This window comes from Bradyrhizobium sp. CSA112, from assembly GCF_029051645.1.
In the GTDB taxonomy this organism is placed as follows: domain Bacteria; phylum Pseudomonadota; class Alphaproteobacteria; order Rhizobiales; family Xanthobacteraceae; genus Bradyrhizobium.
In genome coordinates, this window is record NZ_JAACFS010000023.1 from 93,878 (window position 1) to 117,203 (window position 23,326).

Annotated in this window: 25 protein-coding genes; 12 read left to right on the forward strand and 13 right to left on the reverse strand. The window is 57.5% G+C overall.

Going from position 1 to position 23,326, the window contains the following annotated elements; translation table 11 throughout:
• Positions 1 to 43: 43 nt before the first annotated feature.
• Both GWE18_RS28790 and GWE18_RS28795 read right to left on the reverse strand, forming a co-directional pair.
• Entirely contained in the window at positions 44 to 1,357 is a 1,314-nt protein-coding gene (locus GWE18_RS28790) for a recombinase family protein (protein ID WP_275189087.1), read from the reverse strand.
• A 15-nt stretch (positions 1,358 to 1,372) separates the two neighbouring features.
• Positions 1,373 to 1,669: a recombinase family protein gene (locus tag GWE18_RS28795; protein ID WP_275189088.1), complete on the reverse strand. Its 297-nt coding sequence runs from the start codon at positions 1,667 to 1,669 to the stop codon at positions 1,373 to 1,375.
• Positions 1,670 to 2,112: 443 nt separating this feature from the next.
• Between GWE18_RS28795 and GWE18_RS28800 the strand changes: the two genes are divergently transcribed.
• The 3 genes from GWE18_RS28800 (at position 2,113) to GWE18_RS28810 (ending at position 5,189) form a co-directional block, all read left to right on the forward strand.
• A complete protein-coding gene (locus GWE18_RS28800; RefSeq protein WP_275189090.1) occupies positions 2,113 to 2,817 on the forward strand; it encodes an MFS transporter in 705 nt (234 codons plus the stop codon).
• A complete protein-coding gene (locus GWE18_RS28805) occupies positions 2,796 to 3,431 on the forward strand; it encodes a hypothetical protein (protein ID WP_275189091.1) in 636 nt (211 codons plus the stop codon). Before GWE18_RS28800 ends, GWE18_RS28805 begins: the two co-directional genes overlap by 22 nt.
• 318 nt (positions 3,432 to 3,749) lie before the next feature.
• Complete coding sequence (locus GWE18_RS28810) at positions 3,750 to 5,189, forward strand: IS1182 family transposase (protein WP_275189092.1); 1,440 nt, start codon at positions 3,750 to 3,752, stop codon at positions 5,187 to 5,189.
• A gap of 250 nt (positions 5,190 to 5,439) precedes the next feature.
• Here GWE18_RS28810 and GWE18_RS28815 read toward each other — a convergent pair whose 3' ends face one another.
• The 3 genes from GWE18_RS28815 to GWE18_RS28825 all read right to left on the reverse strand — a co-directional run bounded on the left by GWE18_RS28815 (position 5,440) and on the right by GWE18_RS28825 (position 6,988).
• Positions 5,440 to 5,715 (reverse strand): hypothetical protein, encoded by a 276-nt coding sequence (locus tag GWE18_RS28815; protein WP_275189093.1) that lies wholly within the window; start codon positions 5,713 to 5,715, stop codon positions 5,440 to 5,442.
• 311 nt (positions 5,716 to 6,026) lie between these two features.
• Positions 6,027 to 6,632, reverse strand: coding sequence for an NYN domain-containing protein (locus GWE18_RS28820; RefSeq protein ID WP_275189094.1), 606 nt, complete (start codon positions 6,630 to 6,632; stop codon positions 6,027 to 6,029).
• An 86-nt stretch (positions 6,633 to 6,718) separates the two neighbouring features.
• Positions 6,719 to 6,988 carry a hypothetical protein gene (locus tag GWE18_RS28825; RefSeq protein WP_275189095.1) on the reverse strand — a complete coding sequence of 90 codons (270 nt, stop codon included), beginning with the start codon at positions 6,986 to 6,988 and terminating at the stop codon, positions 6,719 to 6,721.
• A gap of 698 nt (positions 6,989 to 7,686) precedes the next feature.
• On the opposite strand from GWE18_RS28825, the gene GWE18_RS28830 reads away from it, so the two are divergent.
• From GWE18_RS28830 to GWE18_RS28855, 5 genes are all read left to right on the forward strand, one after another.
• Positions 7,687 to 8,337 carry a Crp/Fnr family transcriptional regulator gene (locus tag GWE18_RS28830; RefSeq protein WP_342804305.1) on the forward strand — a complete coding sequence of 217 codons (651 nt, stop codon included), beginning with the start codon at positions 7,687 to 7,689 and terminating at the stop codon, positions 8,335 to 8,337.
• A 445-nt stretch (positions 8,338 to 8,782) separates the two neighbouring features.
• Positions 8,783 to 8,962: a hypothetical protein gene (locus tag GWE18_RS28835; RefSeq protein ID WP_275189097.1), complete on the forward strand. Its 180-nt coding sequence runs from the start codon at positions 8,783 to 8,785 to the stop codon at positions 8,960 to 8,962.
• Between the two features lie 668 nt (positions 8,963 to 9,630).
• Positions 9,631 to 9,798 (forward strand): hypothetical protein, encoded by a 168-nt coding sequence (locus GWE18_RS28845; RefSeq protein WP_275189100.1) that lies wholly within the window; start codon positions 9,631 to 9,633, stop codon positions 9,796 to 9,798.
• 1,690 nt (positions 9,799 to 11,488) lie between these two features.
• On the forward strand, positions 11,489 to 11,899 hold the full coding sequence (locus GWE18_RS28850; RefSeq protein ID WP_275189101.1) for a hypothetical protein: 411 nt from the start codon (positions 11,489 to 11,491) through the stop codon (positions 11,897 to 11,899).
• A gap of 248 nt (positions 11,900 to 12,147) precedes the next feature.
• Positions 12,148 to 12,525 (forward strand): PRC-barrel domain-containing protein, encoded by a 378-nt coding sequence (locus tag GWE18_RS28855; RefSeq protein ID WP_275189102.1) that lies wholly within the window; start codon positions 12,148 to 12,150, stop codon positions 12,523 to 12,525.
• 195 nt (positions 12,526 to 12,720) lie between these two features.
• Here GWE18_RS28855 and GWE18_RS28860 read toward each other — a convergent pair whose 3' ends face one another.
• The 4 genes from GWE18_RS28860 to GWE18_RS28870 form a co-directional block, all read right to left on the reverse strand.
• Positions 12,721 to 13,230, reverse strand: coding sequence for an MFS transporter (locus tag GWE18_RS28860; RefSeq protein ID WP_275189103.1), 510 nt, complete (start codon positions 13,228 to 13,230; stop codon positions 12,721 to 12,723).
• A gap of 84 nt (positions 13,231 to 13,314) precedes the next feature.
• The gene (locus GWE18_RS42355) at positions 13,315 to 13,728 is read right to left on the reverse strand and encodes an MFS transporter (RefSeq protein ID WP_342804304.1); all 414 of its coding nucleotides are present in this window, start codon (positions 13,726 to 13,728) and stop codon (positions 13,315 to 13,317) included.
• Positions 13,611 to 13,907: an MFS transporter gene (locus GWE18_RS28865; protein WP_275189104.1), complete on the reverse strand. Its 297-nt coding sequence runs from the start codon at positions 13,905 to 13,907 to the stop codon at positions 13,611 to 13,613. The genes GWE18_RS42355 and GWE18_RS28865 overlap by 118 nt, the downstream gene beginning before the upstream one ends.
• 158 nt (positions 13,908 to 14,065) lie before the next feature.
• Complete coding sequence (locus GWE18_RS28870) at positions 14,066 to 14,407, reverse strand: DUF1236 domain-containing protein (RefSeq protein WP_275189105.1); 342 nt, start codon at positions 14,405 to 14,407, stop codon at positions 14,066 to 14,068.
• Positions 14,408 to 14,564: 157 nt separating this feature from the next.
• On the opposite strand from GWE18_RS28870, the gene GWE18_RS28875 reads away from it, so the two are divergent.
• Together GWE18_RS28875 and GWE18_RS28880 are read left to right on the forward strand one after the other, a co-directional pair.
• Positions 14,565 to 15,653 carry a glycosyltransferase family 4 protein gene (locus tag GWE18_RS28875; protein ID WP_275189106.1) on the forward strand — a complete coding sequence of 363 codons (1,089 nt, stop codon included), beginning with the start codon at positions 14,565 to 14,567 and terminating at the stop codon, positions 15,651 to 15,653.
• 1,167 nt (positions 15,654 to 16,820) lie between these two features.
• Positions 16,821 to 17,141, forward strand: a complete 321-nt coding sequence (locus GWE18_RS28880) for a helix-turn-helix transcriptional regulator (RefSeq protein WP_275189116.1) — start codon at positions 16,821 to 16,823, stop codon at positions 17,139 to 17,141.
• A gap of 633 nt (positions 17,142 to 17,774) precedes the next feature.
• Here the strand turns inward: GWE18_RS28880 and GWE18_RS28885 are convergent.
• The 4 genes from GWE18_RS28885 to GWE18_RS28900 all read right to left on the reverse strand — a co-directional run bounded on the left by GWE18_RS28885 (position 17,775) and on the right by GWE18_RS28900 (position 20,780).
• Positions 17,775 to 18,407: a hypothetical protein gene (locus GWE18_RS28885; RefSeq protein WP_275189107.1), complete on the reverse strand. Its 633-nt coding sequence runs from the start codon at positions 18,405 to 18,407 to the stop codon at positions 17,775 to 17,777.
• 382 nt (positions 18,408 to 18,789) lie between these two features.
• Positions 18,790 to 19,134 (reverse strand): putative addiction module antidote protein, encoded by a 345-nt coding sequence (locus GWE18_RS28890; RefSeq protein ID WP_275189108.1) that lies wholly within the window; start codon positions 19,132 to 19,134, stop codon positions 18,790 to 18,792.
• Between the two features lie 71 nt (positions 19,135 to 19,205).
• Positions 19,206 to 19,961, reverse strand: coding sequence for an outer membrane beta-barrel protein (locus GWE18_RS28895; protein ID WP_275189109.1), 756 nt, complete (start codon positions 19,959 to 19,961; stop codon positions 19,206 to 19,208).
• A 273-nt stretch (positions 19,962 to 20,234) separates the two neighbouring features.
• Positions 20,235 to 20,780, reverse strand: a complete 546-nt coding sequence (locus GWE18_RS28900) for a hypothetical protein (protein ID WP_057849541.1) — start codon at positions 20,778 to 20,780, stop codon at positions 20,235 to 20,237.
• A gap of 175 nt (positions 20,781 to 20,955) precedes the next feature.
• Between GWE18_RS28900 and GWE18_RS28905 the strand changes: the two genes are divergently transcribed.
• Positions 20,956 to 21,234 carry a hypothetical protein gene (locus tag GWE18_RS28905; protein WP_275189111.1) on the forward strand — a complete coding sequence of 93 codons (279 nt, stop codon included), beginning with the start codon at positions 20,956 to 20,958 and terminating at the stop codon, positions 21,232 to 21,234.
• Between the two features lie 421 nt (positions 21,235 to 21,655).
• Positions 21,656 to 22,690: a class I SAM-dependent methyltransferase gene (locus GWE18_RS28910; protein WP_275189112.1), complete on the forward strand. Its 1,035-nt coding sequence runs from the start codon at positions 21,656 to 21,658 to the stop codon at positions 22,688 to 22,690.
• Positions 22,691 to 23,326 lie beyond the last annotated feature (636 nt).

Sequence of the window (23,326 nt, forward strand, 5' to 3'; positions counted from 1 at the left end):
CAGCGGACAAATTTTCTTTTGACACTCTGACAAGCGCAGCTCGTTACGTTTGCCGTCTTTTCATGGCTCTAGGTGCGCCCGTTCCCGAAGAACGGATCGAAGCGCCACGTTTCAGCCGACAAACGAGTGAGCGAGCCAGCTCTTCGAAAGTCTCATAGCTTTCGATTTTACGTCGTTCGCGGGTCTTATCCATAAATCGCAGCCACGTTCCCTTCATAAAGCTAGAGCGCAGCAAGATGTGATCCAGGACTGTCCTATTATCCTCCCGAAGCCGTAAAGCAACGATCCACCCGGGGGGAGCGCCGATCTTACATCGCAATAGCCACTCCGGCTCCGTGTTCTTGCGGGTAGGCCGTTGCCACCTCGCCACCGCGAAACTAATAGTTAGCTCGCTATTTACACGCACACACGCGGTCGGGACATCGACGTCTGCCTTTACACCGTTCTTTTCGAACCTATCGCGAAGCTCTGCAGCGTTGTTTGCGTTGAGTGCAAGCCATCGGTTGTACGCCTCAAGGGCTCCCCAGTGCCTCATGTCAGTGTAGCCGATCAAGCGGTAAGCGTTCCGAAGGGAGCCAAAATGCCTGTAGTAGCAGTCGTTACATGGCAGACCTGCAGCGTCGTCGATGATTCTTGCCGTCAATCTCCCTTTCTTCATCCAAAGCTTGCGGAGACGGACCAGCATCTCTTCCTCAGGGAGCTCGAAGCGGCGTCCCTTTCGTATCTCGCGCACGCGGAAAAACAAATCTCGGTCGATGCTTGGCTCTACGCAGCCCTCGGTCCGAATCCAAAGCGTCGGTGGATTATTGACCATTTTTGTACCGAGCTTCTTCGTATGGCGATTATAGACGAGATTGCCGATGAAGGTTTCGTTCTGGAGGAGCCTTGCAACCTTGGTTCGGTTCCATGGACGACCGTTCTCCGTCGGGACGTTTCGCCGATTGAGCTTACGGACGATTTTCTCCTCGGATTTCACCCGCGCAAACTCTTCAAAAATCCACCGTACAATCGCGGTCTCATCTGGAGTGCCGGGCAGAACTTTGACATGCTCCGAAATCAGAGATTTCCATTCTCCAGGTTTGAGTATCGTTTTCGGCCGCGATTTCTCGTCGACAAGTAGCCGTTGTAGCCCGTAGCCCACGGGGCCGCCCATCTTGAATCCCAGTCTTACCAGCCGGGATTGGCCCGCGTACACCTTCGCCGAGAGCTCGCGGCTGAACTCCGCTGCCATTACCCGCTTTATATTCTTCATGATGTGGGAAACTAGGCTGCCGTCATTGTCGAACTGCTCGGCGCAGTAGGCAACCTTTATGCCTGCCTGCTTGCAGATGAACTCATAGTGAGCACTTTCATCCACGTCCTGAAACCGGCCCTACCGGCTGACATCAAAGACTAGGACATGGCTGTAGTCTGCCGACCCCGACTGCACGTCCTTGATCAATTGCGTCAATCCCAATCTGTTTTTGATCCGCAGCCCGCTCTCACCTTCGTCACGGTAGGTTCGGACAATCGTCAAATGGTGGAGTTGCGCAAAGGTTGCGATGACCACCGCCTGATTCTCGATGGAGTATTTTTGAAGACCGGTTGACATGCGGACGTATTGCGCCGCGCGTAGAGCTTTTTGTGATAGGGGTAGACTATCCTTGTGAACGACAAGTGCGTTTGCCATGGCCTTTCTCCTTCCGCATAGCAACGATGCTACCGAAATCAAAACACCTGGAGGGGTGGTGAAGGCCACGGGAAATACTAATCAAGTAGCGAAGCAGGGCATTTCCGTCGTTGGCACCTTTGAGACATGACGACCGGCCATTACGGCGTCCGCTTACAGGGGAAGAGCGGAAGTAGCCGGTCGAGAGCCAAAATGACGCGATTGACCCGACTCGGACGTCCCGCGCCCAATGCCACGATTGCAAATCTCGTCTAGCACTGGGTCTTTGGGTGGCAGAGAAGACCCCGACGGCATCAAACGCCCCCTGCGCTTTTTGGTTTCCTTTGCTTTTCATGTGCATCTGTGGAAACTCCCATTGAGCTTGCTCACCAGTATAGGCAGGTTCATCCGCAGCCATTCTTGAGGCTCGAATGCCTGGATCCGAGTCACCAGAGTCCCGAGCGATGAGTGATCTCAGGCCGGTGCTGATCGCCTGCTGTCTTGCAATGTGGTCCGTGGGCGATAACAGCACGGCGATCATGGCGGCTCTGCCTGCGATGACCAGCAGTCTGCATCTTGGCCCCGCGGAGGTCGAATGGGTGGTCAATGCCTACCTGCTGACCGCCTCGGTATTCATCATTCTGGGCGGCGACGCGGCGGACCAGTTCGGGGCACGATATTCCTCGACTGCCGGAATCGGGCTATTTGCGCTCGCCTCGTTGATAATCGCCGTTGCCCCGGCTGGCCTGATGGTTGTCGGCGCGCGTGCACTGCAAGGGCTCGGTGCTGCCTTCGCTGTAGCGGGTACGCTCGCGGCAGTAACCGAAGCCGCGCCTGAATCAAAGCGGGCGGAGGCGATCGGCACATGGACCGGCTTCCTGATGCTCGGTTTCAGCATCGGTCCGCTTGTTGGAGGGGTCATTACTCATTACGCAGGATGGCGCTTTATTTTTTTGCTGAACGCAATTGCCATGGTCACCGCAGGGATAATGTTATTGCGACATCCTGCAGTGAAAGGCCGTCGGACAAAGTCGATGGACTGGGTGGGACTTGGCGCTCTCGCCTTCTTTATGGTGACACTAGGCTACGGGCGTTGGCTCATTTCCGCTCGACCCCACGGGCCGCGATTGTCCCGCTTGCGTTCGCAATGTTTGCTTTCGGTGCACTGATTTGGACGGAGGTTCGGCATCGTCAGCCACTGGTCGACTTCGGTCTGTTTTCGAATCGAAATTTTGCGGTCGCCTCCGGCCTAGCGTTTCTCCTCATGTTCGACATCATGACTCTTCTGCTCTATTACAACCTCTTTGCGCAGTCCCCGGGTGGCCTCGGCATGTCCGCCGTTGCAGCCGGCCTTTCTCTGATGCCTCTCTCGGTCGCGCTGTTCGGTTTCGCGCGAGCAGCACCTTGGCTTGGAATTACCATCGGTCTGCGGAGGATGCTGATAGGTGGATCGCTCTTGATCGCTCTCAGCTGCGCGATCGCGTGGGCGTCGTACCAGATGGAAGCGATGTTCGCGATGATGATGCTTGGTCTTTTTGTAGCTGGAGCGGGGATCGCGCCCCTCTACGCATCAGCACCGCGTGTAGGGCTCGCGATGCTGCCACCAACGCAAGCGGGGAAAGGCTCTGGCATACTCAACTCGTGCGGCTTTCTCGGCGGAACTGTCGGAGTCAGCTGCGGGGGAATCGTGTTCAAGCTTGCCGGATTCTCCGGCGTGCTCGTGTTGTTGGGTCTTTCTGCGCTGGCCGCCGCGGGGCTCTGTCTTCGGCTACGAACTGATTAAGATCCCGCTTACTTAACACGGAGTCGCATCGAAACCGTGAATGTGAGCGTTTTGCCCCGAATGTATAATCCCGCGTTGCAAGAGCCTTACTTTGCGGTTTCTGCAGACCATCCTCGCCCGCGCCGAAGAGGAAATCGAATAACAGGCCGGTGTCACTTTTCGGGCGTTGCAGGCTTTCAGATCAATGTCGGCCAACAGGAGAAGACCAAACGTCACAATTCAATCAGGACAAGTCCGCTGATGACCCTGGCTGTGTGAAAACGCTGCGCTTGATATGATTCGCGCGATATGATTCCCGCACGATTTGCGGGGGCTTGGATGAAGCGCTTCATTGAGGGTGCGGATCGTGGGCAGAGCACGCTGTTTCCTGAATGCGTGGAAGACTGGATCGGCGAGGACAATCCAGTTCGCGTCATCGACGTCCTCGTCGACGGCCTCGATCTGGCCGAGCTTGGGTTCGGCGGGGTCGATCCCGAGGCAACCGGCCGGCCGTCGTACCATCCCTCGGTTCTCCTGAAGCTTTACATTTACGGCTATCTGAACCGGGTTCAGTCGAGCCGGCGGCTCGAACGAGAAGCCGGACGCAATGTCGAGGTCATGTGGCTGCTGGGTCGGCTCGCGCCTGATCACAAAACGATCGCGGACTTCCGCAAAGACAATGGCCTGGCGCTTCGCAAGGTATGTGCGCGCTTCGTCGAACTCTGTCGTGAGATGGGTCTTCTCGCAACGGCGAGCGTTGCCATCGATGGCAGCAAGTTCAAAGCCGTGAATAACCGGGACAAGAACTTCACACGGGCGAAGGTGGAACGGCGGCGGGCCCAACTTGAGGAGAGCGTCGCGCGCTATCTGAGCCAACTTGACACGGCCGACAGGCAGGAGCCGACGGAGGCGCTGGCCGCGAAGGTGACAAGACTTACCGAGAAGCTCACAAAACTGAAGGAGGAGATGAGCAAGCTTGCCGTCTACGAGAGGCAGATGCTTGCGTCACCTGACCAGCAAATCTCGCTGACCGATCCCGACAGCCGTTCGATGGCGACGAGCGGCCGCGGGTCCGGCGTCGTCGGCTACAACGTGCAGGTCGCCGTGGATACCAAGCACCACCTGATTGTGACGCATGAGGTCACGAACAGCGGCTCAGATCGGGCTCAACTGGCCAATATGGCCAAGCAGGCCAAGGCTGTTCTCAAGACCGAGACGCTCGATGCCGTGGCCGATCGCGGCTACTTCAGCAGCCTGGAGATCCTCGGGTGCCACGAGGCCGGCATCACAGTAACTCTACCCAAGCCGCAGACGTCTGGCGCCAAATCGGATGGGCGCTTCGGCAAGCAGGACTTTGTCTATTTGCCGGAGGAGGATGCCTATCGCTGTCCGGCTGGAGAGCAACTGCCATATCGCTTCACAAGCGAGGAAGATGGCAAGCGGATAAGGCGTTACTGGACCAACGCTTGTCAAAATTGTTCGCTCAAGTCCCAGTGCACGACAGGGCCAGAGCGGCGGATTCCACGATGGGAGCATGAGCTCCTGCTCGACGCCGTGCAGCAGCGCCTTGATGCGAACCCGCTCGCCATGCGCCAGCGTCGCGAGACGGTCGAGCATCCGTTCGGCACGATGAAGGCCCGCATGGGGGCGACACACTTCCTCACCAAAACGCTTCCAAAAGTAGCTGCCGAGATGGCTCTCTCGGTCTTGGCCTATAATCTGACGCGGGTCATGAACATCGTCGGGACCAAGCCGTTGATGGCTGCGATCGTGGCCTGAGACCGAACGGGTCCTGGCTTCTCACCAACTTCCCTAGAAGAGCGTTTTTACACGACCAAGACCTAGAGCCGACATGGAGCAACCCGCGCACCTGATACCTCCGCACGCCGGCACGATAAAAAATTTGACGGCGTGGGTGAAGTGGGCAAAAGAAGTTTTCTCATGAATGTGCGGTCATGCGCGCCAGCAGAAAAAAGGCCCGGCACAGATTACGTTGCCGAGCCATTCCTTTTTGCCTCGAAGACAGAGCTTACTTCTTAGTGGTCGTGGAAGAACCGGTCGTTGTCTGATGGCCCGGCGCGTATTCAGAGGCGCCCGGTCCGGTAGATTTCGCTCCGGTCTTCTTGGCGGCCTTCATCTTGTGGCCGGGTGTATATTCCGAAGCGCCCGGACCCGTGGACGGCTTGCCGGTTTCCTGTGCTTTCTGCATCTGCTGGCCGGGAGCGCTCTTCGTGGTCGGCGACTGCGCGAACGCAGACGAAGCGAACAGTATGGTGCCGGCGACGATCAAGAAATTCTTTAACATGTGATTTCTCCTCCATTGTGGATTGAGCGCAGTTAACGTTTCAAGAACTCCACACGTTCCAGTTAAAGAGGAATAGTTTCCTGAACAGCCGTTCAGGTAGGCGTCGAAGCCATATGCGAGAACCGGTTGGGCGCGCCGGCGCGATGGTCCGCGACAAGTAATGATTGCCGCCGCCGGTCATCCACACCATCGCGGCGGTCGTATCGAGCCTGGATGGAGCGGCAGTAGCGACAAGGACGTGATTGACTAGCGCGCCCAATTTCCGATGTTGGCACTTTTCGGACCTGCCGACATGCCCTGACGATGTCCGTTCATCGAGGAGGTAAAGCGGACCTCGCAACTGCGCGCGCCGAAGTCAGACGCTCGCTCCCCTCGCGGGGTGTCGGACGCTCTGGGTCGCGGCTGAGCTTGGGCTGCAACTCCGCGAGGTCCGTGAAGACGTCGGCCTGGCGCCGCAATTCGTCGGCGATCATCGGCGGCTGGCTCGATATCGTCGAAATCACCGTAACGCGGACGCCGCGGCGCTGGACTGCCTCGACAAGGGAGCGGAAATCGCCGTCGCCCGAGAACAGCACGATCTGGTCGACATGCTCGGCGAGCTCCATGGCATCGATGGTAAGCTCGATGTTCATGTTTGCCTTCGCCTTGCGGCGACCGCTGGCGTCCGTGAACTCCTTCACCGCCTTGGTGACTACGGTGTAGCCGTTGTAACTGAGCCAATCTGTCAACGGGCGGAGCGAGGAATATTCCTGATCTTCGATGACTGCCGTGTAGTAGAACGCCCGCAGCAAAGAACCATGGCCTTCAAATTCTTTGAGGAGGCGCTTGAAGTCGATGTCGAATCCGAGCGTCCTCGCGGTTGCGTGGAGGTTGGCGCCATCGATAAAAAGCGCGATGCGATTGGATTTGGACGACATCGATGTTGACCAGCGCATTATTTTCAAACAGCGGCGAAGCGCGTTCTCGCCTCAAGCTCTGGTTGGCTTGAATTGGACAATAGAATTTAGATTGTGGCGACATTCCACCAGAAACTGAGCAGGAAGTTATACTTTATTACTTTAGGGTTCAAATTGTTTTTTCGTAAGGTTGGCTTTGCGGAATAGGGAAAACCATATTCCCCATCGCCGGTTTCACGTAACTTCTGCTTACACGTTTGAACCTGCAGCGAGATGGGACGACTCATTGCCAATGAGCAAATGAAGGACCGGAATGCCGCCGCATCAATTGCCTGTCTTTGAAGCTCTGTTGAAAAAGCGTGGCCGTGTTTGGACATGGAGCGTTTGTACGGCCGAAGGGCATGTCGTTATGCAAGGCGCGGAAAGCCGCCGGGCCTCTGCCAGATACAAAGCTAATAGAGCGCTCTTCCTGATGTTACTGTGCGCTCCTTACTCATACGTCCATCCGCGTACCGGCGATCGTAGAGCGGGCAGCCATTCTGGCCGCTCACGTTCCAGCACTTAATCCAACGTAGGCGAGCAACTCTGCCGCCCAGCTCGCGATGGCCGCTTCAGTCGCGGGCCGAGCTAACTCCTACTTGGAAGTCGTTGCCCATGGCCATGCGTGGGCGTGTTCGGGCCGAGAGCCAGTGGCTCATAAATGCTGGCATAGATGCTCGATGCTTCGGGCGATAGGATCGCTCAATCCCGCAGGTCACCTTCGTTGCCTAAGCGATCCATGGTGCATCCCAGCTAAGTCACCTATAGGCACCTTTGAGACATGGCGACTGGCCTCGACGATGTCCGTTTCCAGGGGAAGACCGGAATCATGGGCAGACCGTCAAAATGACGCGAATGACCCTTTGCGGACATGTCTAGTCTCGTCGCGTTGAACGGAAGGATAATAGACTCGCGTCCGACCCTACCTCTTGGAACTAACGCGAACCCGACGCGGTTTAAGGGTATGAACGTTTCGTCAAAATGGCCCCGCAATCGGCTTTTGCTCGCCCTGTCCCCGAGCAATCTCAAGCGGCTTATGCCGGAGCTTGAACACATTCGCTGCCAACGCGAGCAAGTACTCATGGACGCTGACAGTTCGATCGACCATGTCTTCTTCCCCGATAGCGGGGTTGTCTCGGTACTTGCGGTTTACGCGGACGGCCATGTCATTGAGATGGCAACGATCGGAAGGGAGGGCTGCACGGGTATGCAGGCCGTCTTCGGTGCCAAGAGTTCCTCGGTCCAGCTGCTGGTTCAAATCCCGGGAAGCGCCGCAAGGATGTCGCGCGTGGCGTTTACGCGAGCCATGCAATCAATGCCGTCCTTCCGAGGTCTCATGTTCGCTTACGTTCAGGCTTTTCTCGAACAGGTCATGCTGTCAGTAGCCTGCAACGGTTCGCACAGCCTCAAGGAGCGACTGGCGCGTTGGCTGCTGATGATGCGTGACCGCGCTGATAACGACGCACTGCCGATCACTCAGAACCTGCTCGCCGAAATGCTGGGTGTCCAAAGACCAACCGTCACGAACGCCGCCAAGGAGCTGGAACGTGCTGGTTTGATTGAACGCGGCCGACGGCAGGTCACGATTCTCGATCGGCAGGGCCTCACGGAAGCGTCTTGTGAATGCTACCGATTGGTCCGGGCGCGCGTCGCTTTTCACCTTCCCAAGACATATCCTGAAAACTGACTTCTGAGCCCTTTCGGTAATATACATTACCGACACCACCTTGAGCCAAGCTCATAATCCGAACACTGGACCTCCCTCAGCCGGCACCGATGAGCTGAGAGAGAACGCATGGCCACGGCACCCGGTTTTCAAGACGCAGAGTTCGGGCTCGATGGATGGGAAGAATTCTCGTGAAAGCAAAAAGCAAGCCGCCCTTCAATGTCGCAACGTTTCTCTCCAGCGTGGATGGGGGTAGGACCCTATCGACGTATCGAAAGAATAAAAGGGTCTTCTTGCAGGGGGATCCGGCGGATTCTGTCTTCTACATTCGGGAAGGCTCGGTCAAAGGTCTACGTTGTTTCCGAGCAGGGGAAGGAAGCGGTCGTCGCGCAATCCATGCGAAGGGGGATTTCTTTGGCGAGGGCTGTTTGACCGGCCATGCTCCCGCCCAACACAGGAGAGAACCATGCCCTCAGCGCAAAACGATCCATTATTTAGTGTTGCGGATATTGGCGTGTTCTCGTGCGCCAAGTGCGGCAAGCCGATGAAACTTTCCTGCATTGAGCCTGCCGAGCCCGGCTTCGACGTGCGCACGTTCGAATGCGAGAAGTGCGATCACACAGTGAAGTTTGCCGTCTCGATCTAACAGGAGTGAATCACACGCCCGATTATTCTTATTCCCGCACGTCTGGCCCATCTCTATGGGTAATCGAGCGGCCCCGTTGCCCGAAATGCCAAACGCGCATGCGCCTTGCGCGCATCTCGCCCGGCCCATCGGGCTATGACCTTCGCACGTTCGAGTGCAGCAAGTGCGAGCACTTAAGCGGATCGATGGTGGACCCCCTTCGCTCGCGGGACAGGTGATGAGAACGCCGGTCCCGCCTTCCTTGGAAATGGAGCAGCGCCATGCAGCGACGGCGTTTTAAACAAACCCTATCGTTCCCTGACCGACTTGCGCAGGAAGCAGAACGCCTACGCGAAGAAGCCAAGAAAATGCCGCACGGAAAGGAGCGAGAAGAGCTCTTGAGAAAAGCCCGGCAGGCCGACACCGCATTGCGTATAAACGATTGGCTATCGTCTCCGGGGCCGAAATAAGCAGCGCAGCACCATGCCAGAATATCGCGCCTTCATCCTCGTCCAGACGGCCACATTCACCACCGGGTCGATCTGGCTTGCGAAGATGAAGCTGGCGCCAGAGAGCAAGCCAAGGCGCTCGTTGATGGCTTCGACGTTGGGCTTTGGGAACTCGACAAAATGATAGAACGATTCAAAGGCAAGTGGTCGCCCGACTAGATCGGGCGTGAGTGGATGCCGATGAGCAAAGCCGTCGAAGAGATTTTGAATTCTATCCTTGAAGATCTTAAAGCCTGCAGACATGCCAAGGAAGAACTCGAAGCCAAGGCGCTGTTTAGGCTTTTGAACTATTGCCCACCACCTGCGGCCAACGTGCCGCTGCGGGAAAAGCCGGCAGACCTGAAGTGAGCTGTTGACGCTCCAACTTTACGCATGGTGCAAAGATATGCTGATGGCGGGCCTAATGGGATTGGTCGGGTTGGTGATGGTGATTGCAGTTTCCGTCCTCATAAGTCACTTCAACGCACGCGATCTGAGCAAGCGCCAGATAAGAAAGTAAGGGCGCCGCCTTAGTTGGCAGCCTCTTTCACTTCGGATGTCGGCTGTTGGCACGTTTCGGAAGTGGTAGTCCGGATGTGTGATGTCCGCAGTTGGGGGAAGACCGGAAGCGGTCAGCGGTGGGACGAACCGACGCGATAGACCCACAGCGGACAATAGCGAAGCGACTTGATTTCAGATAAATGCGGCACCCCAAACGTGCGGCTCCGTAAAATCCGGCACGTGGACAAAGCGTACCGGCATCTTGTCGAAACATGCGGGACATCGGTTCACTGGAGGTGTGTTAGTCCCGGAGGACTTCGTCTCATTTGAAAGCGGTGACCTCGCTTACACGGTCGGCTTCGAACGCGGCGAGGTATCGGTCGATGCCAATGCTCCCACCTCGATCACCATCCGCGTGACGCACATCCACCGCCTAATCGACGCCGAATGGTATCTCGTCCACCGCCACGCCGATTTCCCGCCCTCCGATCAACGCGCGAGATATCATGGTGCCACCGGATTGGGGCAGCGCTTGATGTCTGCTGCGATAAGCCTTCGAGGCGGGCTGTAATGATTTTGCTCAAAGCGATCTTCCCTGATCCAGCGAGATAGCATGGGCGTTATTTTCGCTTCCCCGCACCGGTGGTGGAATGCCACTGCGCACCCCACGGCTTCTGAAGCCAATCAGTGCAGCGACTGCGGCGACGTTGAGGAGACTACCGAGCGGTTGGTGGTCTCATTCGTTCCTGTTGGCTTTTTGAGATATGCGCACTGGCCTCGACGGTTCGGCGCGAGTTCTACACTTTTCGGCGCGGCGGCAGTGTGGCCGCTTGCAGAGTTGCTGGGAACGTCAGCCATGACAAGGGGCGATCGAAGCTGGGACTTGGAACGCTGCGCTGGCCCGCTCATTGATCTGTTCGGATCCGTATTGAGCGCGCAGCATGAGTGCAAATTCGATATTCGCGATGCTTTCGATGAGCGATGGAGTGAGGCGAGCGCTTGGAAAGATGACGGAGAGTGCAGGTTATGCGCCTCACGAGACGGCTTGGCGTCCCGTGCAGCATGCGGATTGTTACTTGCGCCGCTATGGTCCAGACGCTGGCGCCGCTCGTCCAGTTTTGATTGTGCCGGCCCCAATAAAGCAGCCGTACATTTTTGACCTGTTCCCGCAAGTAAGTGTGGTACGGCGTCTCCTCCAAGCAGGGTTTTCTGTATACTTGCACGAATGGCAGGAGGAACAGGGAGCGAACTGGAACCTCGACATGAGTATAAGGTCACTTCGTCTGGCGATCGAAAAAATTGCCATCGACCACGGACGCGCGCCGATGCTTGTTGGCCATTCCCTTGGGGGAACTCTCGCCGCGATTGCGGCGGCGCTTGAACCGCATGGGGTGGACAAACTCGTCCTAGTTCAGGCTCCCCTGCGGTTCGGCGACCAAACCGGAGCATTGCGACTCATTTCGCTCTACGCGCCGCTCGAATTTTTGAGCGAAACAGCGGGCCGCATTCCAGGCAGCGTGCTCAATGGGCGAGCGTTGCCGCGGCTCCGGATGAGCTCGTGTTCGAGCGCTATCAGGATGCCTGGGCCAGCTTGCCGGATTTGGAGGCGCTCGCCCTCCATGGCCGCGTTATTCGATGGAGTCTCGACGAGTTCGCCCCACCCGCCCAACTACTCCGCGATGTGATTGATGTGCTTTATCGCCAAGATCGGTTCGCTCGCAACGAGCTTCGCGTGCTCGGCCGTCCTGCCCGCGCGGATTCGCTCGCCGAAATACCGGTCGCTGCCATTGTCGATCACACAAGTCGATTGGTCCCATCTTCCTCGACACTGCAACCATTGTGCAGTCCAACTGTTTTTGTATATCAGAGCGAAATCGGTGTAGCGCTCCAGCATGTCGGGGCGCTTGTCGGGCGGCGCGCGCATCGAGAAATCTGGCCGCGTATCGTCGATTGGCTGCGGGAGCCTTAAGAGCAGCCAACGGCTCGGGAGCGAAAAATCGACATGGCCCCGTTTCGGATTCCATTAGATTCACTGACGCTCAAGCTGGCGCTCAGAGCAGGTGTCGCTTACAGCCTCCTACGGTGGATCTCAGCGGAGTGGGTGCACTCAGGTCGATGATCAGCACCTCCCGATTACCTAAGTTCACCGGAGTGCCAGGAACGTTCCGCTAGCGGTCGAGTTAAGTCGACAAAATCCACTTGTAAGGGAGCGAAGCCATGGCCCGCGCAACAGCCCATCCGGATCATCAATGCATCTCAAGCGAAGATATAAATGGAACCGAGGTTTATGGGTCAGATGGAAAGAATGTCGGTGAGATTGATCACCTCATTATCGACAAGGTGTCAGGTCGCGTGGCTTATGCCGTCATGAGCTTTGGCGGATTTGTTGGCTTGGGTCACAGCCATTATCCCATCCCTTGGGGCGCTCTGACGTATGATACGTCGCTTGGTGGTTTTCGAACTAATGTCACCGAGCAACAGCTGAGGGATGCGCCTGAGTTCAGCGATGACTCATGGCAGGATCGAGATTGGGAAACACGCACCCACCAGTACTACGGAACGCCTTCGTACTGGGAGGGGCGAGGCGGCCTATAACAGGGGCCGAGGCGCCCGGTTGAGCCATCGAACTATGCGCCGTGGCGCGGACCGATCGGGGACGACTTCCCCGTCGCGTCGCATGATCTGCGGGGGGCGGCGGGAGCCGGTGATGCGGGATAGAATCGCGTCAGGTACCGGTGCCCGTGATCGCTCCATGCTCTCGCGCTCGGGTATGTGCGCCCGCAGGAGTGATCAAAAAATGTCGACGGAACGGTGCCGCTCGTCAGCGAAACCAAGCCACGCAAGCGGGAGTGCTACGGCACATAGAATAGCCATCGGAAGGAACGCCACTCCTCCAAACTTGGCGTAGGGAATTCCCGATAACAGGGTCAGCACGGCAGTCAAGCAACCTGAGCCAAACGCGTAAATGGATTGCCCGGTTGCTGCCAGACGGGCTGGTACCAGCGCCTGCATCATGCGCATCGAGGCGAGATGAAGCAGGGCAAAGGTAAAGCCGTGCAGCGGCTGGAGAATTGAAAGCGCCAAAACGGAAGTTGTCACGCCGGCCACAGACCACCGCACGACGCCGGCCGCGGCGGCCAAAACGGCGGCGCCCCGGGCACCGAGTCGGTCGAGCAGAGCTGGGCCGATCAGAAAGAACACGATAACTTCCGCAGCCACGGCTTCCGACCAGAGGATGCTTATGGTCCAAGGCTCGATCCCGGCAGCACTCCACCAAATGACGGCGAACGCGTCGTGCATCGCATGGCTGCCATAGACGGAGGAATGTAACCAGTATCATCATCCGAAAGCGTGGGATCCGAAGGAGCTCACCGAGCTCGCCGATCACAGAAGATCCGCGGGTGAGTGGTGGTGAAGAGGGGGCGCGACAGGTGGTAACAATGCAGTTGAGGCGGCCGCTACGACGAGAAACGATAAATTCATCCAGATGATAGGCGTAACATCGGTTCGGCTGATGAGCTGCCCGGCCGTCAGTGTGCCAAATATGAAAGCCAATGATGCCGAGCCCCGTATCCAGCCGTACTCAAATTCCTTCCCGGCCAACCGCGGTCTTGCCGCGTTGACCGATAATGCGTCAGCCAGAGAAGTCGTGGGAGCAAGAGAAGCGGCCTGGAGCACAGCTATGAAAAGCAGCAACGCGAACGAGTGCACCCACAATAAAGCGGCGGCCCATGCGGCGGCCAATGCAGTACAAACTGCGAGAGCAAAGCGCAACGAACCTGCTCGATCTGCAAGCATCCCAATGTTGGTCCGGCCAGAAGACGCGTTACCTTCGCGGCAGCGAGCACAATGCCGATCTCCTGTGGGCTTAGGCCTCTCGTTTCGAAAAATCTTGGCCAAAACGGCGACGCTACGCCGAAAGCGGCGTACAACGCGGTATAAAGTAGGATGTAGGCGACCGGTGCACTAATGCGCACGGCCTGAATGCCCGAAAGAGAGTTTCGGCAGTCGGACGTATGTGTCGGTCGAAGCGAGCAAACTGACTTTCCCCAAAGGTGCCGTTCTGTTCAGCCTTGAAGGGCTGACGACCCAACGCAAGGCGAAGCCCTCAAGGGGCCCGCCTCGCGCGAAGGAGTCAGTCGACTTCCTGAACGACGGTCCGGCTACCCGGTTCGACCAGCATGACGCGGTCACCCGAATACACGTAGCGATACTTGGTGAGAGACGGACCCCAGTCAGCAGGTACCGATTCCAGTTCGACGTCGGCCGGCACGCGACCGCCGACCACGATCTTCTCCTTCGTGGTCACGGGGCGGATCTTGTGTTCGGTGACGTAGCTTTTGATCTTGGTGCGATACTGCGGCTCGATCTGGACGGCTGCTCCGGCCGTGCCGGTCGTGGTCGTAACTGTCGTCTGAGCGAAGGCTGCAGTCGCCAGCAGCGAGGCCGCCGCCGAAATCAGAACCAATTTCTTCATTTGTCTCTCCTTGTCCGCACCATGCGGTTGACTCCAATGCCTGCGGCACCGGCTAGTTCCTCAATCTGGGAAGAATCGGCAACGGAGTTAGGAACACTCGGTACGTCTTCTTGGTTCTCACCTGGTCACCAACGAGCAAAGGTCCGGACCAGCTGTCATGCGGATTGCCCAGATCGCGCCGTTGGCCGAGAGCGTTCCTCCCAAGCTTTACGGCGGGACAGAGAGGGTGGTGGCGTGGCTGGTCGACGAGCTCGTCAGTCTGGGCCACGAGGTGACCTTGTTCGCCAGCGGAGACTCCCGCACGCGTGGGAAGCTGCATCCGGTTTGGCCGCGCGCACTCCGCCTCGGCAGGCCCGCCGCCGATCCCGCAGCCGCATGCACCGCTCTGCTCGAGGCGATCGCGCAACGGGTCGAAGATTTCGACGTCGTGCACTCGCACATCGATTGGCTGCATTTGCCGCTGCTCAGCCGCCTCGGCGTGCCCTTCCTCACCACGATGCACGGACGGCTCGATCTGCCTGGGCTGGCGGATGTGGTCCGCCAGTTTTCAGGCGCCTCTTTCGTCTCGATATCCGACAATCAACGCCTGCCTCTGGCCAGGGCGAATTGGCGCGGTACGGTCCATCACGGTCTTCCCGCCGACCTATTCCGCCCGTCGTACGAACAAGGGTCCTATCTCGCCTTCCTGGGGCGCCTGACCGCCGAGAAAGGACCGGAAAGCGCAATCCGCATCGCGCGCGCCGCCGGGATGCAGCTTCGCATCGCGGCCAAGCTGCCTCGCGGCGAAAGGCGCTACTTCAAGGAGCGGCTCGAACCGCAAATCGACGGCACGCAGATCAGGCTCATCGGCGAAGTGAATGACAAGGCGAAGCAGACGTTTTTGGCGGGAGCGGCTGCGCTGCTCTTTCCCATCGATTGGCCCGAACCGTTCGGCCTTGTCATGATCGAAGCGATGGCATGCGGCACGCCCGTCATCGCTTTTCGTTCCGGCTCGGTCCCCGAGGTGATCGACGAAGGCGTTACCGGTTTTGTGGTCGATGACGAAGAGCAAGCTGTTCAAGCCGTGAAACGGCTGAGGGAACTCGATCGCAAGCGCGTGCGCGATCGATTCGAGGAACGCTTCACGGCAGGACGGATGGCCGCAGATTACGTCTCGCATTACCAATCGGTGGTGAACGGCGGCTCCGCCGAATACCGCAGACAAGGGTTACCTGCGGGTGAAGAGAGCGCAGCTCCTGCCACCTGACGATGGATACGGCTTCAGATACGTGCACTGCGGCCGGACCGGCAACGATCGATCTTCGGGTGAATTGAAGATTCCAGAATCTGATTGACAAACACTCCCAGAAACTACTTTCGGCGTGGCTTTCTTTGTGGCTTCGATTTGAGCCTGCTCAGCCGCTTCGCATTCGCCGCAACACGTTTTCGATATCGATGGACTATTCTATCGCCCGAAGCGCCAGCCATTAGACTCGCCGTAGCATCAAGAGCAGCATCCATCTTTTCACGGACCATTAGCTCAGCTTCGCGCCGGGCATCGTTACCGCCCCGCATCAGTTTCATCATCCGCAGCGCGACAACGCCATTTGTCTCGGCGGCTAGCAGCATCAAAGACGTGAACATCCGCCGATCGGTCCGGCGCGGCTTGAAAAGTGGAACTCTGAACATCTCACAGCGACTTTCTGTCTTGCTATAAATTGGGTCAACCTTTGGGGCCGAGACCGAGAGTCTAGCTCCTCATCCGGGCAATTCGTTCTCGTCATCGAAAACGTCGGGCCGTCCTTTTAGTTCTCGGGGATGAGGCAACGGTCCGCGATGCTCGAATTGCGACCGAGCATCGTTGCGATCAATCCCCAACAATCTCGGAGGACAAGACTGGGTTCACAGGCAGGCTTTCGGTTCAAGGCTTGCTCATCGTGAACCGCGCAAGGGACAGACGACCGTCCGCCGTTTCAACGTTATCGCGCCGCAGCAAAGGAATAGCGACTGGGGCTCCCTTTCTCGCCGGGGCTTCCCACTCGAAAAGTTGCGGGACGGCAAAAGCAACTAAAAAGTCTATCATTTGTTATTTTGGACCGTAGGCGTCTTGGCCAACTAGCAAAATAGAATGACAGGGGTGGGTGCCTTCTCGCGTCGGCGTATTGAGGAGAACCACCATGGACGCGCTACTCGAAAGAGAGATCACCGCCGCTCAGCGCTGGCGGATATTAACCGAGTTAATGGACGAGTTTGAATGGGTGCATGGCCGACCTTTGCGCACCTTCGAGGAATTTCGAGCATGGTTGGCGACAGCGAGTGGGAGGCGAGCAATGCGCAGGAAAATCGGGGACTAGCTGGCTTGCCGTCATCGTTCTCATTCGGCTGATTAGGACACCGCACGCGACGCGGGCTCGAAGCAATCAGGGGCGATCTGATCCAAAACGCCGCGCTTAATCTTGACCAGCTTGCCGCGCGTCAGGGCATTTCGCCGCGCTATGTCCAGATGCTGTTCGAGGAGGCCGGAACCACCTTCTCGGACTTTGTCATCGAACGACGGCTCGACGAGGCCCGGAGTATGCTGACAAGTCCGCGCTATACGGCCTGGTCGATCATCGCAATTGCGCTCGAAGCCGGCTTCGGCGATCTTTCTCATTTCAACCGCCGCTTTAAACGACGGTATCTCATGACACCCACAGATATGCGCAGGCCAACGAAGCATGATGGCACGCTGAGTTCGGACTTCCCGCGCCGCTGATGGTGCGAGCAGGACCAGACCGATTGCATGGTGATGTCTGCATCAGGACTGATCCACCAGAATGTCCGCTCGTGGCACTTTTCTGACATGCCGACGGACACTTACAATGTCCGTTCATTGGGGCAGACCGGACGTGGCCGACCTAGGGGCCAAACCGACGCGTTTTGACCCGAATGTGACAACGCGGTAGCGACCGCTCCCTTGTGGCGGAGCGGTGCGCTTCTTGCTGAAGTGAGTACCCTCTAGAAGCAAGTTACTTTTCGATCCGCAATCGGACCGGCTTGGTCTTCTTGTCCGCGGATTCTTCGACTATTTCAAAATTCCCCACTGACGCTCGCCTTAGAAGCGGTGCACGGGGGCGTGCAATCGATGATGAAACGTACCGATACGTTCCGGAAAACGACCCGCCACTCGCCTTGATTTCCCGCGACGGCACGTGTTGAAATGACATTGGGTATGGCCGCCTGGCGCCAACGCACTTGAATTCGATTCCGCTGCACTGAATCGTTTTATTGCAAGTCGCCTTTACCTCGTTGATTGGCGTATCGTTGTAACCAGGTGGCAACTGGTACTCCAAGACACTGTCGAGCGTATCGGTACAGCTCCCGATTGGCTTGAACCGAAAATTGACGGTCACAGTCGTTCCAAGAGGTCCCGGAGCGGATACGTATAGATCATGCTGGGTGATTGGCAACACATAACGCCCCGCCAAAAAACCGGTTGCGCTGTTGAGGACGTAGAAGACAAGACAGTTGTCAAGATAGCCCAAACGATCATATGCATCTCACACCCCACAGAGAATTCACGCGGTCGTATTTCGGTCAACTTATCGAAGGCCGCCCGGTGTCGCTTTACTCCAGTGAAGAGCATAGGCGTTGTTGCAAAAAAGTCCTTGCGGTGCCCCTGCACGAAATTAGCGGCAGGCGCACCGATGGCGATGATCAGGTCGGGTGGCTGGTCAATATTGAGGGTGCGAAGATATTCGACGAATGGAGCGTCTGATTTGTCGCTATTTGCCCCGGGCATTAAGTAGCGAGTGGTCTTGAAACTCCACGGACGTCCGCCGGCTAACTCAGCGCGAAGGGCTTCCGAATAATCAGTCCACGGCCTGAAGCGGAGACCGAATGAATGCAGCATCATCACCCGCTTGGGCTCTGGATCAGCCGTCTGACTTGACACAGCGTCGCCAGCAACAATGCGATGGCCAGCGCAGTGGTGCAGGTCCCCGCGCAAAAAGATCGAAAAGGCAATTTGCCAGAAGCACATCGCCGTCCTGCCCCAGGAGCTAACTTCCAGAACCAATTCTACCCGCAAAGTCGAGTGCTCAACAGGACTTCGCGAACACCATGATCATGATCCCGATCTTCCGTCAGCGGTTGTGCAACTTCGGGTGGATGCCATGCACTTTAGCCAATGGTGTCACATACGCGGCGGTTGAATGATGCCTACGCGGCAATAGCGCCGACTGGAACTTGCGTGCGTGTCGCGCTGGGAATTGTTCAGGCCGGTCGTCAACTGCGTTTCTGATTTCAATTGTGATTGATGCCGCCGTTTTCTCAATCTGGTGGTGGTTCATAAGGTGAGGTTGCCTCGACCTTCCTGTGACATCCGGCCGAACCTACCGGGATGCGGTGTGTTGCCGTTCGCATCATCGTCCAGGCTCTTGGCAATTCGCAACTGATTTCAACCGCGCTGCTCCTGTGCCCCGGCGCACCGCGACATGCAATCGGAAGCCCATGGCGTCGAGAACATTCAAAACAGTCGTGAAGTTTGGCTTTTTTGGATCGCCCGCAAACGCACGATGAATGCTCGGCCTCGCAAGCCCAGATTTCTGCGCAAGGTCAGAGATATTGTACAGATGCGTAGCGGTACCAATGGCGTGACAGATTTCGGCGATATCCGCCTTTGCGAGGGCTCGATTTATGCAATCGGCAGCGGCTTGCCTTTGGTTCGATTGTGGGCGGGTCGCAGGCCTGACGGATTTTTCAGCCATCGTAACCTCCAACAAAATAGGCCGGCATTTCTGCCGGCCTACTTTACTGGAACAGATGTAATAGGACGAGGTCAGTATCTCGCTGCGACCGGTGCGCCGAAACCGCCGAAGCGGTAATTGACGCGCAAGGTGACCATATCCACGTCCTGGCTAACCCGGCTGTTGAAGAAAGCGGCAGGAAGCGCGGGAGCCGTGAACGTATTATTGGCATCGCCCATGAACAAGTGGTCGTATTCAACACCGAACGACCAGTTCGGCGCGAAGCCATACTCAAATCCAACGCCCACGACCCCGCCCCAACGGGTCGCGCTAGCCGAAGCGAACTCAAAGCCGGTAAGCGTGTCGAGAATGCTAAATTCGTTGCTTGTCACCGCCGCGCCGCCCTTTACGTAAAACAGCGCTTGATTCCAGGCGTAGCCGATCTGGCCGGTGAAGAGGCCGATCGCATCGGTCGTGGTGCGCGTGGAGAATAGAGGATTGATAAGGCTGATGCGCTGGCTGCTGAGGTCCGCCCAATCGCCCTGAGCTTCCAGGCCAAACACCCAGGTGCCCGCCTGCCAACGATAGCCGATTTGGCCGCCGGCGAGGCCCCCGGACCGCTCGCGGCAGCCGTCAGCGACGACTACGCCAAGCACATCAACGAAATCAAAGCAGTTGCGGCTCTGACCCCAGCCGCCGTTGCCGCCGATGTAGAAGCCGGTCCAGTCGTAAATCGGAGCGATCACCGGTGCGGGTGGCCGTGCCTTGACCGCCATATCCGCAGCCGTGGCGGGAGCGGCCATCCCGAGAGCAAGCAAACCGACAGTACCCAGCAAAAATTTCTTCATCTAGTTTCTCCATCCGCGTCGCCCTGCCGCGACCGCCAACCGCAGTTGAATCGAACTTCCGAATTGCAACTGTAAGTTTGCGTGATTTTCCCGAGAAAGTCCGTGACTTGAAGGCAACAGTCCGTTTTTGAAATATGGCAAACCCGTGTCAGAACGATGGATGGGCGCCTCTCGCGCACAACGGCCCAAGGCCTTAGGGCGGGCGCACTTAAGTAGAAGCACGTCATAAGGAATGCTTAGCCTGACAGTTTTGGGCGGCGGGGTATGCGGCACTCAATTTTCATGGGCTTCCTGAAAGGGCTCCCGGGCTTCGACCGTCTTGTTTCGGAGGATGCGGTCAGACGCCATTTGGCGAGCGCTGGGAGAGCAATCCCTCAGCTTCGTCAGAGCGTCGGTGACCGTCCGGCCCAGTTGCCCAATCGCTTCGTCGGTAAGGATCGATCTCGCGCTTCCGAGCCGGTCGACGCTGACATTCAGGACAGTCAGTGCCTCCTTGAGTTGCGCCAACTCGGGTTGAAGGGTCGGGCGTTCTCCTGCCTTGATCTCCCGAAGGGTGTTGCCGAGCGTGCGAACTTCCACCGTCAGGTTTCGGATATTCGCCAGCACGTCTTTCTGCGGCAGATCGACTTTCGACAGCACGGCCTCAGTCATCGTTGCAACGACGTTTTCGGCAAAATGGTTGATCCGCGCAATCGCGACGAGCGCAACAATCGCGGCGATGATCACCAAGATCGCCGTCGCATTGATCAGCGCCAGCAGCAGCTGCCCAGGGAGCCTCCACAACCGCGCTGAAATCCCACTGCCATCGGGCTCGGCCATGGTTGTCTCCTGTCGTTCTGTCGTTTCTTGTGCCGGGCTCGTCCTTCCGCTCGGCGGGCGGCGGCCGCGACCACACCGACGCGCCGCTTGCGCAAGCTCTTTGATCTAAATCAAGACAGACATTTTGGAATTGCATCCGGATAGGCCACTCACCAGCCTCCGTGGAGTTTTGACCATGAGTGAAATCATCAAGTCGGAAGCGATTTCCCGTCGAAAGGCTCTTTCTCTTTTCGGAAAAGTTGCTGCCTTTCCCGTTCTGGCATCCACCGCCGCACTGACGGTTTCCGATGCTGAGGCTCAGACTGCTGGCATGGAGCGGCGTCAGGAGCGGCGCTCAGGACGGCACGAGCGACGTGACGAGCGGCGCACAGGGCGCACAGAGCGACGTGAGGAGCGGCGCACAGGTACAGCTACCGGCACAGGTACAGGTGCAACTACCGGCACACCTAAGTAATTCCACTGCTCGGCGAACTCGCTAATCGAACCCGCTACGCAGCCACCGCCCGAACTGAAACGGCGGACGTCACCGCTGCCGTTTTGCGCTGTTAAGTTTCTTAACATGCGCGATCCCGCAAATGAGACCTGCTGATAGTGGATGACACACCCACAGAGCCCTTGGCAGCGTCACTGCTGCGTTAGACCGTGTCCACGCTGTCCGGGGTGCCTGCAGCTCTCTTAAGCGGCCCGATCAGCTCCTGCACTGAGAATGGCTTTGAAATGCGATGCATCCAGAGTCCAGCGTCATCCACAATGAGCCACCTCTATCGGGTTCCTCAAGAAGAGGATAAAATCGCACAAGAACGCACGGTGCTGCTTGACCGTGGTCCTCATCGACGTGAGACTCGCCATCGCTTTCAGAGGTTACAGGAGCAACCTTGGACATTGTTCTGACGTTTCAGTTGGTCGCGGCGATCGTCATCGCGTTGTCCGTAGCATACAATGTTTTTCATTACGTACTTTTTCTCTTGGTGACTCAACCGAAGGACGCGAGCAAGATCGGCCACGAATTGAATCAGTTCGAGCAGCGCCAACTGATTGAGTGGACACCGCAGCCGAGCGACTTTCTCAAGCACGACGACGAGAAGCGTACATACGATGACGTGTTCGGCGCGTATCGCGACGAGCAAGCGAACTACAGCACGTGGGTTTTCCCCCGCGTCGCATTTTCGCGCCCCTACGAGGCCGAGTACGTTCTTCTGAAGCCGAAGGAAGGGATGCGGGTGTTGGATCTCGGGTGCGGATCTGGCGCGGCGGCCTACTACCTCGCCAGCCGGCGAGATATCGAAATTATGTGCGTGACCAATTCATCCGTGCAGGCGGACATCTGCCGGCGGAAATTTGCAAAACTGGGTGGGCGCGGAAAGGTGATCGTCACCGACTTCGACAGCCTCGATCTCCCGAGTGAGAGTTTTGACGCCATCTATGCGCTCGAATCGATCGGCTACACCAAAAACCTGGACGCTTGGCTGGTGCGCTGCTGGCGGATGCTCAAGCCGGGAGGAAGCCTGTTAATCCGTTCACCGGGGTCGTTGGATCATTGTCGGCGTAAGGAGGATTACCTGAGCGTCACCGTCTTCTTCGACAACTGGCGCTACAATTTTGTCGGCGCCAATCTTCTCGTCTACAAGATGCGCCGACTCGGCTTCAACCCGATCCGCAATCGGCGACTGCCATTCTGGGCCTGGGGTCTCACGTGGAACTTCATTCAACACTTGGTGTTGTGGAAGTACCGGCTAAAGATGCGCACATTCGTGGAATTGGAGCGGATCATTTGGCGCACTTCGAAGGTATTTGTCTTCGGCAACCCGTACAACACGGTGCTGGCTACCAAGCCCGAGGCAGCATCTTGCTCCCGGCAGACTCTTGCATCCTCAGAAGCATTGGATGGTGTTGCCGAGACTGACCGCTAAAGCGACCCTTCGTTCATTGCGGCCGAGAGCTGACATCATCTAAAAATCTCGAGGCGCGTGGTGCTTGATGGATTGGAAACCTGCGCGGCAGATGTTTCTCCAAATCGTTCAGCCATGTCGGGTTTAGCAGGATTGGGAAATTCCTCGAATCCAATCGTCACATCTCCGAATGGACTGCCGGGTCGATGGCACGCTCAGATTTCCATCGACGACCTTAGCAAAACAGAACTTCCGGAATTGCTTGGCGATTGCGTCCGTGACTTCCAGTTTTGGCACTTTTCGGACCTGATAGGCCCGGCTGATGATGTCTGTTCTTGAGGGTAAAGCGGACTGCCGAGTTGCGCGCCCAGACTTCCGAATTTGGACCCATAGCGGAAGTATGAGCTGATGTTGCGCTCACGGAATCTCCGTGTCGTCCATTAAGTCGAAGGCGCCTCCGAACTTTCTCTCTTCCAACTATTTATCCTGGGGACGACCCATAGCAGGGCCGTCGCGTTCGCTGGAGAGGAGTAGTTGCCATGATGCGCAAAGCGATGATCGTTCTGGCAGCCATCAGCTTCGTCGGGGCGATGGTAGCCGCCACAGCGGCCGACGCGCAGAGGGGCGGATTTGGAGGCGGCGGGGGTGGATTTAGAG